Below are 16170 nucleotides of genomic sequence, written 5' to 3' on the forward strand. Positions count from 1 at the left end.
CACTCACACAAGCCCAATGCGGGAGATTTACATGAACACCTTCAAGCTCACCGTTGCCGCGCTCGCTGCAACTGCTGCTTTCGCTGGCGCTGCCGTCGCCCGCGACCAGATTCAGGTCGCTGGTTCGTCCACCGTCCTGCCTTACGCAAAGATCGTTGCCGAGTCCTTCGGCGAAACCTTCACCAACTTCAAGACGCCGGTCGTCGAATCCGGCGGCTCGGGCGCTGGTCTGAAGGAATTCTGCAAGGGCGTTGGCGAAGACACCATCGATATTGCGAATTCATCGCGTCCGATCAACAAGAACGAACTGGAAGCCTGCAAGGCTGCCGGCGTAACCGACATCCAGGAAGTCAAGATCGGTTATGACGGCATCGTCTTCGCAACCGACGCTTCCAACCCTGATCTCGCTTACGTTCCTGCCGATATCTACAAGGCCCTCGCAGCCCAGGTCGTCGTCGACGGCAAGCTCGTCGCCAACCCCTACAAGAAGTGGTCGGAAGTCAACCCGAAGCTTCCGGCTGTTGATATTGCTGCCTACATTCCGGGCGAAAAGCACGGCACCCGCGAAGTCTTCGAACAGAACGTTCTCGCTGCCGGCTGCAAGGCCTCTGGCGCAACCGACGTCATCGCCAAGGAAATCGCCGAGAAGGCTGCCCAGGGCAAGGCCTGCGTCGCAGTCCGCAAGGACGGCGTCGCCGTTGACATCGACGGCGACTATCCGGAAACGCTGGCGCGCATCGCCGCCAACAAGACCGGCGTCGGCGTATTCGGCCTTTCCTTCTATGAAAACAACGCCGACAAGCTCAAGGTTGCTTCGATGAGCGGTATCGTTCCGTCCACCGAAACGATCGCCAACGGCACTTACCCGGTTTCCCGCCCGCTGTTCTTCTACGTCAAGAAGGCACATCTCGGCGCTGTTCCGGGCCTGAAGGAATACGTCAACTTCTTCGTATCCGACCAGATGATCGGTCCTGACAGCCCGCTCGTCGAATACGGCCTCGTTGCCGCTCCGGATGCCGAGCGCGAAGCGATCCGCAAGGAAGTCGAAGCCGGTAAGGCTATGTAATGAATTTTTGCCGGCGCGGTGCCTTTCAGCCCGCGCCGGCATTGCTTATGTCCCTGCCGGGCATGTCCGCTGCAGGGTTGAATTCCTTCTCCATGATTGGAAGCTGAAGGCAGCTGACGAAGCTGCCGGGCTTTTTGGGGCTATGGGCCTGGGGACGTAACGAATGAGCACATCCATCATACTTTTGTGCCTTGTGGTGATCGGAGTCGCCGCCTATCTGGTCGCGCGCAACCGTGCCACGGCGCTTGCCGGAGGCAGATCCTCCGCACTGCATTCACGGCCGGCCTATTACGGCGCCTATGCGGCGATCTGGGCAGTTCTTCCCGCCCTCATCGTCCTTGGCCTCTGGCTCTCCATCAGCCCCGGCATCATCCAGTCTTCGGTTCGCAGCGCTTTCCCTGACGACATCAAGGCTCAGGTCTCGGTCGAGCAGGATCTTGGTTATTCGACGGTGGCGACGGTCGCCCGCGGCCTGACGATGCTGACCTCGGATGAAACTGCGGCGGTCGGCAACGATCCAGCTGCGCTTCAGGCCAAGCTCCTCGAAAAGGGCGTGCCGCTTGCCGGCCAGCCGCTGCCTTACATGATCGACGCCGCCAGGACGCTCAACGCCATGAGCTTGACGAGCCGCATCGCCATGACGGCGATCGTCTTCGCGCTCGCCATTGCCGGCGCCTTCTATGCGCTGCGCTCCATCGCTCCGCGCTTCCGCGCCCGCAACCGGGTCGAGCGCGTCATGCTCTGGGGCCTGCTGCTCGCCTCCTCGATCGCCATTCTGACGACGATCGGCATCGTGCTCTCCATGCTGTCGGAAGCCGCTCGCTTCTTTACGGCCGTTCCCGCCATGGACTTCTTCTTCGGCACCGTCTGGGATCCGCGCTTTGCCGGCGCCGGCAGCTCGTCCTTCGGTCAGTTCGGGCTGATCCCGCTGCTGCTCGGTACGATCTATATCGGCCTGGTCGCCATGCTGGTCGCCGTGCCGGTCGGCCTGTTTGCCGCCATCTACATGGCCGAATACGCCTCGCCGAAGGTGCGCGGGGTCGCCAAGCCGCTGCTGGAAGTGCTCGCCGGCATTCCGACGATCGTCTACGGCTTCTTCGCGCTCGTCACCGTCGGTCCGTTCCTGCGCGATTTCTCCGCTCAGGTCAGCGGCCTTCTGTCCGGCAACTACAGCAATTTCATTCAGGCGCAGAGCGTTCTGACGGCCGGTATCGTCATGGGCATCATGCTGATCCCTTACGTGTCCTCGCTGTCGGACGATATCATCACCGCCGTGCCGCGGTCCCTGCGTGACGGTTCGCTCGGTCTTGGTGCCACACGCTCCGAAACCGTCAAGAAGGTGGTCTTGCCCGCAGCCCTTCCCGGCATCGTCGGCGCATTGCTGATGACTGCCTCGCGCGCCGTCGGCGAAACCATGATCGTCGTGCTGGCCGCCGGTGTGGCCGCCCGCATCCAGATCAACCCGTTCGAGCCGATGACGACGGTGACGGTCAAGATCGTCAACCAGCTGACCGGCGACCTTGAGTTCACCTCGCCGCAGACGCTGGTTGCCTTTGCCCTTGGCATCACCCTGTTCTGCATCACGCTTTGCCTCAATATCTATGCGCTTTACATCGTGCGCAAATACCGGGAGCAGTACGAATGACGGATATTGTTTCTCCCACATCAGGCGTCACCGTTTCCAAGGCGCCCGCGCGCCGCGATATCGGCATCAAGCGCCGCTATGCCGCCGAGCGCCGGTTCCAGGCCTATGGCATCGCCGCCATCACCTTCGGTCTCGTCTTCCTCTTCATCCTGCTGTGGACGGTGATCGGCAAAGGTTATACCGCCTTCCAGCAGACGGCGATCACCCTGCCGATCGAATTCGTCGAGAAGACGATCGACCCCGACAACAAGCGTGCGACCGACCCTTCGGTGCTGATCGCCGCCAACTATCCGGTTCTCCTGCGTGACGCGATCGTCAAGCAGCTGAACATCAATGCCTCGAGCCGTCCCGACGTGCGCGATGCAACCGCCATGCTGTCGAAGAGTGCGCCGATCCAGCTGCGCGATATGGTGATCGCCGATCCGTCGATCATCGGCAAGACGGTCAATGTCACGGTGCTCGCCGACGCCAATGTCGACAGCGCCAACAAGGCCCAGATCGACCTCTCGGTCGATGAGAAGAACCGCAAGGTCAACGACAAGCAGGTCGGCTGGATGAACGAGCTGAAGGCGAGCGGCGCTCTCCACAAGCAGTTCAACACCGGCCTCTTCGTCAACGGCAATTCCAGCCGTCCGGAGGCCGCAGGCCTTGGCGTCGCCCTGATCGGCTCGCTCTACCTGATGCTGATCGTCCTCGTGCTCGCTCTGCCGATCGGCGTCGCCGCCTCGATCTATCTCGAGGAGTTCGCGCCGAAGAACAAGCTGACGGACCTGATCGAGGTCAACATCAACAACCTCGCCGCGGTGCCTTCGATCGTCTACGGTCTGCTCGGTCTTTCCGTCTTCATCAATTTCATCGGCCTGCCGCGCTCGGCCTCGCTGGTCGGCGGCCTGGTGCTGACGCTGATGACCCTGCCGACGATCATCATCGCGACGCGTGCGGCACTGCGCGCCGTGCCGCCGTCGATCCGCGCCGCAGCGCTCGGCCTTGGCGCTTCGAAGATGCAGATGGTGTTCCACCATGTGCTGCCGCTCGCCATGCCGGGCATCCTGACCGGCACGATCATCGGCCTGGCGCACGCGCTCGGCGAAACCGCGCCGCTGCTCCTGATCGGCATGGTCGCCTTCGTCGCCAATGCGCCGACGACACCGCTCGATCCCTCGACGGCTCTGCCCGTACAGGTCTATATGTGGGCCAACGAGGCAGAACGTGCCTTCGTTGAGCGTACTTCGGGTGCCATCATCGTCCTGCTCCTGTTCCTGATCGTCATGAACATGGGCGCCATCCTCTTGCGTCGTCGCTTCGAGCGCCGCTGGTAAACGGAGTTACAAGATCATGAACATGTTGACGGAAGCTGCAGTTGAAAAGGCGCTGGATCAGAAGATGAGCAACGTCCCTTATAAGATGATCGGAAAGGATGTCTCGGTATACTACGGCGAGAAGCGCGCGCTTTTCGATGTGAGCCTGAACGTCCGCGAAAACACCGTAACCGCTCTGATCGGCCCGTCCGGCTGCGGCAAGTCGACCTTCCTGCGGTGCCTCAACCGCATGAACGATACGATCGACGGCTGCCGCGTCACCGGCAAGATCACGCTTGATACCGACGATGTCTATGATCCCGATATTGACGTCGTCGAACTTCGCGCCCGCGTCGGCATGGTCTTCCAGAAGCCGAACCCGTTCCCGAAGACGATCTATGAAAACGTCTCCTACGGCCCGCGCATCCATGGCCTTGCCAAGTCGAAGGCCGATCTCGACCAGATCGTCGAGACCAGCCTTCAGCGCGCCGGCCTCTGGAACGAGGTCAAGGACCGCGTGCACGAATCCGGCACCGGCCTGTCGGGCGGTCAGCAGCAGCGCCTCTGCATTGCGCGTGCCGTCGCCGTCAGCCCTGAAGTCATCCTGATGGACGAGCCCTGCTCGGCGCTCGATCCGATCGCCACCGCCAAGGTCGAGGAACTGATCCACGAGCTGCGCGAGAACTACACGATCGTCATCGTCACCCACTCCATGCAGCAGGCCGCGCGTGTCTCGCAGCGCACCGCCATGTTCCACCTCGGCAATCTCGTCGAGGAGAACGACACCGACAAGATGTTCACCAATCCCGACGATCCGCGCACCCAGGACTACATCATGGGTCGCTTCGGTTAATTTTGGCGACACCAAGCCTTCCCGTTATTCGAGGATAAAGCCCCATGGCATCGACACATATTTTTTCTGCCTACGATGATGATCTGAAGTTCCTGTCCAGGCGGATTTCCGAAATGGGCGGCCTGGCCGAGCAGATGGTCAGCGAAGCCGTCCGCGCCCTCGTCAACGGCGATACCGCACTGGCGCAGAAGGTCATCTCCGACGATGTGATCCTCGATCACGCCGAACGCGAAATCGGCGACAAGGCGATCGTGACCATCGCCCGTCGTCAGCCGATGGCCTCGGACCTGCGTGAAATCATGGGTTCGATCCGCATCGCCGCCGATCTCGAACGCGTCGGCGACCTCGGCAAAAACACCGCCAAGCGCGTCATCGCCGTCCAAAGCACCGGCGTTCCCCGCAAGCTCGCCCGCGGCCTCGAGCATCTGTCCGAGCTGGCGCTCGTCCAGCTCAAGGAAGTGCTCGATGTCTACACCAATCGTTCAGCCGACAAGGCGAATGCGATCCGTGAACGCGACAACGAGATCGACGCGATGTACACCTCGCTGTTTCGCGAACTCCTGACCTATATGATGGAGGATCCGCGCAACATCACCAGCTGCACGCATCTTCTCTTCTGCGCCAAGAATATCGAGCGCATCGGCGACCATGCCACCAACATCGCCGAGACGATCTTTTACATGACGACAGGCGCACAGCCGGAAGGCGATCGTCCGAAGGACGACAGCGCCAACACCGTAGGCGCGGTCACGGAATAACCGCCCGCATAGTTAGTTGCGTGCGCGCCCGTCCGGGGCGCGCAAAAAGGTCGCAGCCAATTTCTGAATTTGCGCAGGATGAATTGCTTAAATCACCCCTGATTTAAGGATGATGCGCGAGGAGACCGACACGCATGATCCCGAGAGTTGCAGTTGTTGAAGACGAGGAAGCCCTCAGCGTGCTTCTTCGCTACAATCTCGAAGCGGAAGGCTTCGAGGTCGATACCATCCTTCGTGGCGACGAAGCCGAGATGAGGCTTCAGGAGCGCACGCCCGATCTTCTCATCCTCGATTGGATGCTGCCCGGTGTCTCCGGCATCGAGCTCTGCCGGCGCCTGCGCATGCGGCCCGAGACCGAGCGCCTGCCGATTATCATGCTGACGGCGCGCGGCGAGGAGAGCGAGCGCGTCCGCGGATTGTCGACGGGTGCCGACGATTATGTCGTCAAGCCCTTCTCGACCCCGGAACTCGTTGCCCGCGTCAAGGCGATGCTGCGCCGCGCCCGTCCCGAGGTGCTGTCGACGGTGCTGAAATGCGGCGATATCGAGCTCGACCGCGAAACCCATCGCGTCCATCGCAAGAGCCGCGAAGTCCGCCTCGGCCCCACCGAATTCCGCCTGCTGGAATTCCTGATGTCGTCGCCGGGCAGGGTCTTCTCCCGCTCGCAGCTTCTCGATGGCGTCTGGGGCCACGATATCTATGTCGACGAGCGCACCGTCGACGTCCATGTCGGCCGCCTGCGCAAGGCGCTGAATTTCTCGAACATGCAGGACGTCATCCGCACCGTCCGCGGCGCCGGTTATTCGATGGAAGCCTGAGGGCTTCCGTTCTGGTTACTGACAGAGTCGACCGACGACTTTTTCGTCGTGCTCGGGCTTGTCCCGCTGCTGTCCGGTTCGCGGCGATAGACCGCCCTTCATCCGGCTGCCGCCACCTTCTCCCCGCTCGCGGGGCGAAGTGACCCGCTGCGACGTCTCCGTTCCCCGTCCCCGACCTCTCGTGTGGCACGTCCCCTCGCCCCGTTTACGGGGAGAGAGTTAGGGTGAGGGGCAGCCATCCCGCAATAAGCGCTTCCATCCACTCGCATAAAAAAACGGGCCACTCGGCCCGCTTTCTGCATTCTAAACGATGTTCGCTCGTTCAGCTGGCCCGCGCCGCTGCCCGGCGGCGTTCATTCACCGGCTGGTAGGCGAGTTTCTGGTGATAGCCGCAATAAGGCGAATTGTCGGGGGATTCGCAGCCGCAGAAATGGAAGTCGTCCTTCAGCGGATCGCCGACTGGCCACTTGCAGGTGCGTTCGGTCAGTTCCGTCAGGCCGAGGCGGCGCGAAATCGGCACCACCACGTTGCCCCTCGGCACGTATTCCATTTCCTCGATCGTTTCGATCTCGATCTCTTCCTTCAGCATCGTCGCGCCCTGCTGGCGGGTGACGGTGCGGGTCGTGATCCGGGAGGCGTAGTTCGGTGCGCGCGGCGCCGATGTGTTGCGCTTCGGCGTTCGCGCCGCGGTGTTGGTGCCGCCGGCCTTGGCACGGCCGGGAAGGCACAGCCGGTGCACTTTGCCGATGACCGCGTTTCTGCTGACCCCGCCAAGCTGCGCAGCAATCTGGCTGGCGCTCAGTCCTTCGGCCCAAAGCTTCTTGAGTTTCTCGACCCGCTCGTCTGTCCAGTTCATGCCCTGTCTCCACCTTTTGCGTTGGTGATGGCAGAATCCCTCACCGTTGTCCCGGGAGCTCCGAAACAAGAAACGCTTGATCAATTTTGGTGACTAGTTCCGCCGCATGCAGTCTAGTAATTGATCTTTAACCTAGTGTGAGGCTGACTCCGTGACAAGAGTCGCATGAATCCGGATGAATCGAATTCGTAGTTTTCCCCAACTTGCTGCCCCTGCGTGTCATTTCTGCAATAATGCCTGTTGATGACTGAAAATGCCGCTGTACACCCTTGCTGCATACGCTAAGGGCGCCGTTTTGTTGACATTGCAGCGCGAAAAGGAAATAGTGCCACTCGCCGCCGCAAGGCGGCATTTTTGATTTTTCGGGCCTGGTTTCCTTAGCCGGAGTCATTGCCCGGCAACTTTGATGGAGATCGCGCCATGGCTGAAGCCGCGCTTTATGACACCTATTCTCGTGCCCCACTGCGGTTCGAGCGAGGCGAGGGCGTATGGCTGATCACCGAAAGTGGCGAGCGATATCTCGATTTCGGCGCCGGCGTCGCCGTCACCTCCGTCGGCCACAGCAATCCGCATGTGGTCGGCGCATTGAAGGAGCAGGCCGACAAGGTCTGGCACCTGTCGAACATCTATGAGATCCCCGGCCAGGAGCGTCTGGCAAAGCGCCTGACGGACGCCACCTTCGCCGACAAGGTGTTCTTCACCAATTCAGGCGCCGAGGCGCTCGAATGCGCAATCAAGACGGCGCGCCGCTATCAGTTTTCCAAGGGCCATCCCGAGCGTTTCCATATCATCACCTTCGAAGGCGCGTTCCACGGACGGACGCTGGCGACGATCGCCGCCGGCGGCCAGGAAAAATATCTCGAAGGCTTCGGTCCCAAGGCGCCGGGTTTCGATCAGGTGGCATTCGGCGACATCGAAGCGGTCCGCGCCGCGATCACCGAGGCGACGGCTGCCATCCTCATCGAGCCCGTGCAGGGCGAGGGCGGCGTCCGCCCTGCCACTAGCGAGTTCATGAAGGCGCTTCGCCAGCTCTGCGACGACAACGGCCTGCTGCTGATCCTCGACGAGGTCCAGACCGGTGTCGGCCGCACCGGCAAGCTCTTCGCCCATGAATGGTCCGGCGTCACCCCCGACATCATGGCTGTCGCGAAGGGCATCGGCGGCGGTTTCCCGCTCGGCGCCTGCCTTGCCACATCAGAGGCCGCCTCCGGCATGAAGGCCGGCACGCATGGCTCGACCTATGGCGGCAATCCGCTTGCCATGGCCGTCGGCAGCGCCGTGCTCGACATCATCCTTGCCGATGGCTTCCTCCAGCAGGTGCGCGACGTAGCACTCGTCTTCCGCCAGGGTCTCGCCTCGCTGAAGGATCGTTATCCCGATGTGATCGAAGACGTGCGCGGCGAGGGGCTTTTGCTCGGCATCAAGGCTGCCGTTCCCTCAGCCGAACTGCTGCAGGCGATCCGCGCCGCCCATCTGCTCGGCGTGCCCGCCGGCGACAACGTCATCCGCCTTCTTCCGCCGCTCGTGGTCACCGCCGAGGAAGCCCGCGAGGGCCTTGCCCGCGTCGAGCGCGCCGCCGAAAGCATCCGCGCTTCCAAGGTCAAGAAGACGGCTTGAAGAAATTGCCGCCTTCGGGCGCAGCACAGGTAAGAAGACGATATGAGCCCTAAACACTTTCTCGATCTTTCGGCGGTCACATCCGCCGATCTCAGAACGATCATGAACGATGCGCTCACCCGCAAGCAGGCCTTCAAGGCAGGCACGGGCGACAAGCCGCTCGCCGGCAAGATGCTGGCGATGATCTTCGAGAAGCCGTCGACGCGCACCCGCGTCTCCTTCGATGTCGGTATGCGCCAGCTCGGCGGCGAAACGCTGTTCCTCTCAGGCACCGAGATGCAGCTCGGCCGCGCCGAGACGATCGGCGACACCGCCAAGGTGCTGTCGCGCTATGTCGATGCGATCATGATCCGCACCACCGAGCATTCCAGGCTGCTGGAGCTTGCCCAGCATGCGACCGTGCCCGTGATCAATGCGCTGACGGATGACACCCATCCCTGCCAGATCATGGCCGATATCATGACCTTCGAAGAGCATCGCGGCCCGATCAAGGGCAAGACCATCGCCTGGACCGGCGACGGCAACAATGTGCTGCATTCGCTGGTCGAGGGTGCCGCGCGTTTCGGCTATCGCATGAACATGGCCGTGCCCCTTGGCTCGGAGCCCAAGGATCACTATCTGAACTGGGCCCGCAATGAGGGCGCCGAAATCATGCTTTGCCATGATGCCGACCGTGCGGTCGCCGGCGTCGATTGCGTGGTGACCGATACCTGGGTCTCCATGAATCAGGAACATCGGGCCCGGGGTCACAATGTCTTCCAGCCTTATCAGGTCAACGCGGCCTTGATGGCGAAAGCCGGCAATGATGCATTGTTCATGCATTGCCTGCCCGCCCATCGCGGTGAGGAAGTGACTGATGATGTGATCGACGGTCCGCAATCCGTAGTCTTCGATGAGGCGGAAAACCGTCTTCATGCGCAGAAGTCGATTCTTGCTTGGTGCCTGGGCGCGATCTGAACCATAATCGGACGTCGAGAGTGAAAGATCTCGCGACCGCGCGAGCGAAGGGCACGCTGGCCCATCGCTCTGAAAGGAGTGAAAAGCCATGGCAGAAGCTGCAGCCGCCCTCGGCCAGTTTGATTTCGCCGGCGATGACCATGTCGTCCCCTTCCAGGTGGAGGGGCTGGATGTGCGCGGACGCGCCGTCCAGCTCGGCCCGATGCTCGATGCGATCCTAGAGCGCCATCATTATCCCGCACCCGTTGCCCGGCTGCTTGCCGAAGTCGTCGTGCTGACGGTGCTGCTCGGCACCTCGCTGAAGTTCGACGGCAAGTTCACGGTGCAGACCAAGGGCGACGGCCCGGTCGATCTTCTCGTCGCCGATTTCTCGACGCCGGAAAATGTCCGCGCCTATGCCCGTTTCGATCAGGCGCTGCTCAACAAGGCAGTTGAGGCGGGTGAAACCGAGCCGGAGCAATTGCTCGGCAAGGGCATTCTCGCCTTCACCATCGATCAGGGCAAGTTCAGCCAGCCCTACCAGGGCATCGTTCCGCTCGACGGCACCACGCTGGAAGAAATTGCCGGCGTCTATTTCCGCCAGTCGGAACAGATCCCGACGCGCGTCCGCCTCGCCGCGGCCGAGCTCTTCGATCGTGACGATGCCGGCAAGCCACGCCATCGCTGGCGGGCCGGCGGCCTCGTCGCCCAGTTCCTGCCGGAAGCGCCGGAGCGCATGCGCCAGCCGGATCTCCACGGCGGCGACGGCGACACCGGCAGCCGCCCGCATGGCGAGGACGATGCCTGGCTCGAAGCGCGTTCGCTGGTCGAAACCATCGACGCCGACGAGCTCACCGATCCGCTTGTCGGCACAGAGCGGCTGCTGTTCCGCCTGTTCCACGAGCGCGGCGTGCGCGTCTACGAACCGCGCGCGGTTTTCGACCGCTGCAGCTGCTCGCGCGACAAGATCAAGGGCGTGCTGAAGGGCTTTTCGGCCGAGGAGATCGAGGCCAGCCAGGAAGATGGCGAAATCGCCGTGACCTGCGAATTCTGCTCGACCACCTACCGCTTCGAGCCGGCCGAGCTTCAGCCGGCCGAATAGGCGCGGTTTGCAATGATGGCTGCCCCAAGTCCCTTCTCCCCAGCGGGGAGAAGGTGCCGGCAGGCGGATGAGGGGGCCTCCCGGCACATCCTTCACATAAAACCCATTCCGGCACTCCGACGGCAATGCCGTGTGCCCCGCCGCCCTGAACATGGTCGAGACGATGTCATCGCGGCCGAAACCTGCATGGATGTTGTTGGAAAGACCGGCTTCGCCGGCCCCCTCATCCGCCCTACGGGCACCTTCCCCCGCTGGGGAGAAGAGGGAGTCGAGATGTTGCGGCATGCCCCTTCGCCCCGGGCGTCGAGGATCTCAGGAACGTGGCGCTGACGGAAAATGACGTCTCAATTGATGCGCCTCAGTTAAGCACGCGCAGCAGCCCAGGCGAATCCAGCGAGAAGGCCGGGATGTCGACATCGAACATCTCGCCGTCGTCCGTTTCCATCTGGTAGTGGCCGAACATCAGCCCTGAGGGCGTGTCGAGCGGGCAGCCAGAGGAATATTCGTAGGTGTCGCCGGGCCTGAGCCGCGGCTGCTCGCCGACGACGCCGGGACCAGTCACCTCGTCCACCTGGCCGTTCTGGTCGGTGATGTTCCAGTAACGATTGACCAGCCGAACGGCTATGCCGGAATTGTTGCTGATGACAATCCGGTAACCCCAGACATAGCGATCGTCTTCCGGATCGGATTGCTCCTCCAGATAGAACGGCTCGACGACTACTTCGATCTCTCTTGTGAGGGCGCGATACATGCCTTGCACCTTAGTCAAGATATGTTACCCGTATCTTATAAGAGGCCCTGTCCGTCAAGAAACGGAACAATTATCATCGCTGAAATGGCTGTGATCCGAGGGTTTTCGATCGTTAAGCCTAATTGTCAGTGTTAATTCCGTTTCGGAACGCCGCGGCGAGCGAACTTGTTCCCCCGGCCTCACCCAGTGAGGTCCGGCACGGCCTCACCTTGGTGAGATCCGGCCGAACCCGGGTGGGGTCCGGCCGCCTTTATTCCTAAATCAGGCCGATACCTTGGCAAGCGCCTTCGCGAAATCCTCGATCAGGTCGTCGGTATCCTCGATGCCGGCCGAAAGGCGGACCGTACCAGGCGAGATGCCGAGTTCGGTGCGTGCCTCTTCCGTCAGGTTCTTGTGCGTCGTCGTTGCCGGATGGGTGATCAGGCTCTTGCTGTCGCCGAGATTGTTGGAGATCTTGATGATCTCAAGCGCGTTCTGCAGCGCAAAGGCCGCATCCTTGCCGCCCTTCAGCTCGAAGCAGACCAGGGTCGAGCCGCCGGTCATCTGCTTGGCGATGATATCGGCCTGCGGATGGTCCTTGCGACCGGGATAGATCACCTTGGCGACCTTGCCTTGCTCGGCCAGGAAATCTGCGATCTTTGCGGCATTCTCGGTCTGCTGGCGCACGCGCAGCGGCAGCGTCTCAATGCCCTTCAGCAAAGCCCAGGCGTTGAACGGCGACATGGCCGGGCCGGTATGACGGAAATAATCGTGCAGGTTCTCGTCGATCCATTCCTTGTCGGAAAGCACGACGCCGCCGAGGCAGCGGCCCTGGCCGTCAATATGCTTGGTGGCGGAATAGACGACGATATGGGCGCCGAGCTCCAGCGGCTTCTGGAAGAGTGGCGTGGCGAAGACATTGTCGACGACGACCTTGGCGCCGATCTGGTTGGCCAGTTTGGCGACGCCTGCAATATCGATCACTTCGAGCGTCGGGTTGGTCGGGCTTTCCAGGAAGAACACCTTGGTCTTCGGCGTGATCGCCTTTTCCCAGTTGGCCAGATCCCGGCCGTCGATCAGCGTGCAGTCGATGCCGTATTTCGGCGCCAGCGTCTCGACGACCCAGCGGCAGGAGCCGAACAGGGCGCGCGCGGCGACGATATGATCGCCTGATTTCAGCTGGCAGAGGATCGCCGCGGTGACGGCGGCCATGCCGGAAGCGGTGGCGCGGGCGTCTTCAGCGCCTTCGAGCATGCACATGCGCTTTTCGAACATGTCGTTGGTGGGGCTGCCGTAGCGGGCATAGATGAAGCCCTCCGTCTCGCCCTTGAAGCGGGCTTCGGCCGCCTCCGACGTCTCGTAGACGAAGCCTTGGGTGAGATAGATTGCCTCGGACGTCTCGCCATATTGCGAACGCAGCGTGCCACCGTGGACGAGTTGGGTTGCCGGGCGCCAGGTCTTGCTCATGCCATCACCTTCACATAACAAAAAAAACCGGTCGCAAAAGCAGACCGGTTTCAACCCGGTCTTTTTAGCCACTTGTTTAACGTGGCTGCAAGCCGACCGGCCAAATCACCACGGGATAATTCTGCAATACTGCTGTTAGCTGCTTGCGTCAATTCCCCGAGTTTGGTTTTGTCGGCGGCAAATGATGGATGAGGCATGATGGCTCGCGAAACGGGAATTCTGGCGGATCGCGCGATCTCCGCGCTGTTCGAGACGGGGCGTCTGATCTCCGAGCGGGAGCTGGACCGCGACCAGATCCAGCCGGCAAGCCTGGACCTGCGATTGGGTGGCAAGGCTTTTCGCGTGCGTGCCAGCTTCATGCCCGGCCCCTCGCATCTGGTGTCCGACAAGCTCGACCGGCTGAGCCTGCATGTGATCGACCTTACCGAGGGGGCGGTGCTCGAAACCGGCTGCGTCTATATCGTGCCGCTGATGGAGAGCCTGGCGCTGCCGGCCGACATGTCAGCCTCGGCCAATCCGAAGAGCTCGACCGGGCGCCTCGATATCTTCACCCGCGTTATCACCGATTACGCCCAGGAATTCGACAAGATCCCATCAGGCTATTCCGGCCCGCTCTATCTCGAAATCAGTCCGCGCACCTTCCCGATCGTCGTGCGCCGCGGCTCGCGCCTGTCGCAGATCCGTTTCCGCGTCGGCCATTCCCTGCTCGGCGAGCCGGAACTGTTGAAGCTACATGAAAGCGAAACGCTGGTTGCCAGCAAGCTGCCCAACATTTCTGGCGGCGGCATCGCGCTGTCGATCGACCTCGCCGGAGACAAGGACGGCCTGATCGGCTATCGCGGCAAACATCACACCGCCGTCGTCGACGTCGACAAGAAGGCCGAGCACGACCTCTTCGATTTCTGGGAACCGCTCCACAGCCGCGGCCGCAACGAGCTGATCCTCGATCCCGATGAATTCTATATCCTCGTCTCGCGCGAGGCGGTGCACGTGCCGCCGGATTACGCAGCCGAGATGACCCCGTTCGATCCGCTGGTCGGCGAATTCCGCGTCCATTATGCCGGCTTCTTCGATCCGGGCTTCGGCCACGCGCCTGCCGGCGGGCGCGGCAGCCGCGCCGTGCTCGAAGTGCGCAGCCACGAGGTGCCCTTCATCCTCGAAGACGGCCAGATCGTCGGCCGCCTCGTCTACGAACATATGCGGGAAAAGCCCGCCAGCCTCTACGGCTCCGGTCTCGGCTCGAACTACCAGGCCCAGGGCCTCAAACTCTCGAAGCACTTCCGCATCTGAGCCTTCCCGACCGCCGCGACTTGACAGCGGCCCCCATCTGTTGGAAATCTCGCTTCATCGCGGGTGTAGCTCAATGGTAGAGCAGCAGCTTCCCAAGCTGAATACGAGGGTTCGATTCCCTTCACCCGCTCCAGCTGCCCCGGCCGGCCGTTCGCCGCCTTTTGAAGGCGCTTCGTGATCTTTTATGAAAAGGGTTGCGCGCAGGCATCGGCTCCTACAAGGACACAGATGGCGCCTCGGCCGCGCGCAACCCCTAGCTTCGCCTTTATCTGGTCTTACTGACGCTCATCTCAATTCCCCCCAATTGAGACCTCACGTAGTCGCCGCGGCGAAGCTTTGCGAATTCGTCGGTGGCTTGTGCCGGTGCGCTCTTGAAAACGTACCATTGACCGTCCGGTTCGCGTTTCTGATAGATCAGGCCGCCCTTCTTGCGGTGGCTGAAGCAGGTGATTGCCGTCGCCGTTCCGGTCTTGGCGTGCCAGTCGGCGTTGAAGCAGAGTTTCCCCGACTCCGTGATGAACCAGCGGCCCTTGCCGAAGGAAGGCGAGCCATTTTCCCGCGACCAGGCGGTAAAGCGACGCGCCTTTGCGGAGAAGTAGCCGGCGCCGGCTTTCCACATCCAGGAATTCTGGTTGTAGAGCCGATAGATTTCCGCGCTGCTCATCGGCTTTGCGGTCTCGATCCCCGCAGGCTCGTTGGTTCCGGCAGCGGACGCGGCCGTGGCGATACCGCTGGTCAGGGCCACGGCCAGGAACATTTTTTGAAGCATGGACATGTTCAGGTTCCTTCTTGTTCAATTGATGCTTTCGCGGACGATCCGCCAGTCGGGGCGGCCATAGCCGTCCGGCCACGGATAGACTTCACGGTCGTTGAAGTAGATAACGGCGCTGAGCGCCGGGAACTGGGGATAGCGTTTCGTTACGCTCTCAGCCCAGTTTCGCACGAAGGAATCGCCACCTTCGTAGCCAAGTTCGGCAACCATGATGGGCTTGCCGTAACCGGCGACACGGGCGTATCCGGGCGCAAGGTGCTCGGCAAACGTCTGGTCACGGCCAGTCTTGTCCCTGTCGTATTGCTCCAGGCCAAAGACCGAGAGCCCGATGAGATCGACGACATCGTTGCCGGGATAAAAGGCTTGAAGCCCCTCATTGCCCTTCGGTGACCACATGTATTTGGCCGTCTTCAGGTGGACCTTGCAGACCTCCACCATCCGGCGATAGGCCTTGGCATAATCGTCGCCCTGCCAATGCGACCAGGAGAACTGGCTGTCGGTTTCGTCCATTTCCTGTCCCCAGCGAATGATGACCGGACTTTTCAGCTTGGCAGCAGTCGAGCAGACGGCGGCCATGTTCGCATCACGCGAACCGTCCAGGATGCTGTGCAGCAGTTCCTGCGAGGTTTGGCGCGAACCGGTCGACCAGGTCCAGGGCTCGACCGAGATCAGCAGGGTGCGGCCACGCGCTTGCGCATAATCGTCGGCGAGGGCGAGCGTGCGCAGATCGACATCTTCCCAGGGCAGGAAGAGATGTTCGATCTTCGAATCGGGCGAGGCGCCTAAATCTCCGTGCGGATCATAGGCGCCGAATGTGATCGACTCCTTCGTGACGACCGGCATTTTGGTCGGCGGCGCAATGGACGATGTCGTCATTGCTAGCGGCTGCCCTTCGGCAGAACTGCCCAGAGCGGTCGGCAGGACCGCGACTCCCGACAGCAACAGGCCGGTTAACGACAACA

Annotated in this window: 15 protein-coding genes, 1 tRNA gene and 1 riboswitch; of the genes, 11 read left to right on the forward strand and 5 right to left on the reverse strand. The window is 61.7% G+C overall.

What is annotated here, in order from left to right; translation table 11 throughout:
• The first annotated feature begins 31 nt into the window (after positions 1–31).
• The 6 genes from BS630_RS11295 to phoB all read left to right on the forward strand — a co-directional run bounded on the left by BS630_RS11295 (position 32) and on the right by phoB (position 6438).
• Entirely contained in the window at positions 32–1066 is a 1035-nt protein-coding gene (locus tag BS630_RS11295) for a substrate-binding domain-containing protein (protein WP_017958845.1), read from the forward strand.
• 163 nt (positions 1067–1229) lie between these two features.
• Entirely contained in the window at positions 1230–2711 is a 1482-nt protein-coding gene (gene pstC / locus BS630_RS11300; protein WP_077977474.1) for a phosphate ABC transporter permease subunit PstC, read from the forward strand.
• Positions 2708–4030, forward strand: coding sequence for a phosphate ABC transporter permease PstA (gene pstA / locus BS630_RS11305; protein WP_025393033.1), 1323 nt, complete (start codon positions 2708–2710; stop codon positions 4028–4030). Before pstC ends, pstA begins: the two co-directional genes overlap by 4 nt.
• Positions 4031–4046: 16 nt before the next feature.
• The gene (pstB, locus tag BS630_RS11310) at positions 4047–4862 is read left to right on the forward strand and encodes a phosphate ABC transporter ATP-binding protein PstB (RefSeq protein ID WP_077977475.1); all 816 of its coding nucleotides are present in this window, start codon (positions 4047–4049) and stop codon (positions 4860–4862) included.
• Between the two features lie 44 nt (positions 4863–4906).
• Positions 4907–5620 (forward strand): phosphate signaling complex protein PhoU, encoded by a 714-nt coding sequence (gene phoU / locus BS630_RS11315; RefSeq protein ID WP_003556199.1) that lies wholly within the window; start codon positions 4907–4909, stop codon positions 5618–5620.
• A 134-nt stretch (positions 5621–5754) separates the two neighbouring features.
• Positions 5755–6438 (forward strand): phosphate regulon transcriptional regulator PhoB, encoded by a 684-nt coding sequence (gene phoB, locus BS630_RS11320; RefSeq protein WP_010068798.1) that lies wholly within the window; start codon positions 5755–5757, stop codon positions 6436–6438.
• Positions 6439–6760: 322 nt separating this feature from the next.
• On the opposite strand, the gene BS630_RS11330 is transcribed toward phoB, so the two are convergent.
• Positions 6761–7294, reverse strand: a complete 534-nt coding sequence (locus BS630_RS11330) for a GcrA family cell cycle regulator (protein ID WP_025393034.1) — start codon at positions 7292–7294, stop codon at positions 6761–6763.
• 420 nt (positions 7295–7714) lie between these two features.
• On the opposite strand from BS630_RS11330, the gene BS630_RS11335 reads away from it, so the two are divergent.
• The 3 genes from BS630_RS11335 to BS630_RS11345 all read left to right on the forward strand — a co-directional run bounded on the left by BS630_RS11335 (position 7715) and on the right by BS630_RS11345 (position 10949).
• Entirely contained in the window at positions 7715–8911 is a 1197-nt protein-coding gene (locus tag BS630_RS11335) for an aspartate aminotransferase family protein (RefSeq protein ID WP_077977476.1), read from the forward strand.
• A gap of 42 nt (positions 8912–8953) precedes the next feature.
• Entirely contained in the window at positions 8954–9868 is a 915-nt protein-coding gene (gene argF / locus BS630_RS11340) for an ornithine carbamoyltransferase (protein ID WP_077977477.1), read from the forward strand.
• An 88-nt stretch (positions 9869–9956) separates the two neighbouring features.
• Entirely contained in the window at positions 9957–10949 is a 993-nt protein-coding gene (locus BS630_RS11345; protein WP_077977478.1) for an Hsp33 family molecular chaperone, read from the forward strand.
• 358 nt (positions 10950–11307) lie between these two features.
• On the opposite strand, the gene apaG is transcribed toward BS630_RS11345, so the two are convergent.
• Both apaG and BS630_RS11355 read right to left on the reverse strand, forming a co-directional pair.
• Positions 11308–11700: a Co2+/Mg2+ efflux protein ApaG gene (gene apaG, locus BS630_RS11350; RefSeq protein WP_077977479.1), complete on the reverse strand. Its 393-nt coding sequence runs from the start codon at positions 11698–11700 to the stop codon at positions 11308–11310.
• Between the two features lie 261 nt (positions 11701–11961).
• Positions 11962–13146 (reverse strand): O-succinylhomoserine sulfhydrylase, encoded by a 1185-nt coding sequence (locus tag BS630_RS11355; RefSeq protein ID WP_077977480.1) that lies wholly within the window; start codon positions 13144–13146, stop codon positions 11962–11964.
• Positions 13147–13189: 43 nt separating this feature from the next.
• A riboswitch (SAM riboswitch) is annotated at positions 13190–13268 on the reverse strand.
• Positions 13269–13341: 73 nt separating this feature from the next.
• Between BS630_RS11355 and BS630_RS11360 the strand changes: the two genes are divergently transcribed.
• Together BS630_RS11360 and BS630_RS11365 are read left to right on the forward strand one after the other, a co-directional pair.
• Positions 13342–14436 (forward strand): 2'-deoxycytidine 5'-triphosphate deaminase, encoded by a 1095-nt coding sequence (locus BS630_RS11360; protein ID WP_077977481.1) that lies wholly within the window; start codon positions 13342–13344, stop codon positions 14434–14436.
• A gap of 59 nt (positions 14437–14495) precedes the next feature.
• Positions 14496–14569, forward strand: a tRNA-Gly gene (locus BS630_RS11365).
• A gap of 132 nt (positions 14570–14701) precedes the next feature.
• Here BS630_RS11365 and BS630_RS11370 read toward each other — a convergent pair.
• Entirely contained in the window at positions 14702–15211 is a 510-nt protein-coding gene (locus tag BS630_RS11370; RefSeq protein WP_077977482.1) for a DUF995 domain-containing protein, read from the reverse strand.
• Positions 15212–15229: 18 nt separating this feature from the next.
• Positions 15230–16168, reverse strand: a complete 939-nt coding sequence (locus BS630_RS11375) for a glycoside hydrolase family 26 protein (RefSeq protein ID WP_077977483.1) — start codon at positions 16166–16168, stop codon at positions 15230–15232.
• Positions 16169–16170 lie beyond the last annotated feature (2 nt).

It is taken from the genome of Rhizobium laguerreae, from assembly GCF_002008165.1.
In the GTDB taxonomy this organism is placed as follows: Bacteria; Pseudomonadota; Alphaproteobacteria; order Rhizobiales; family Rhizobiaceae; genus Rhizobium; species Rhizobium laguerreae.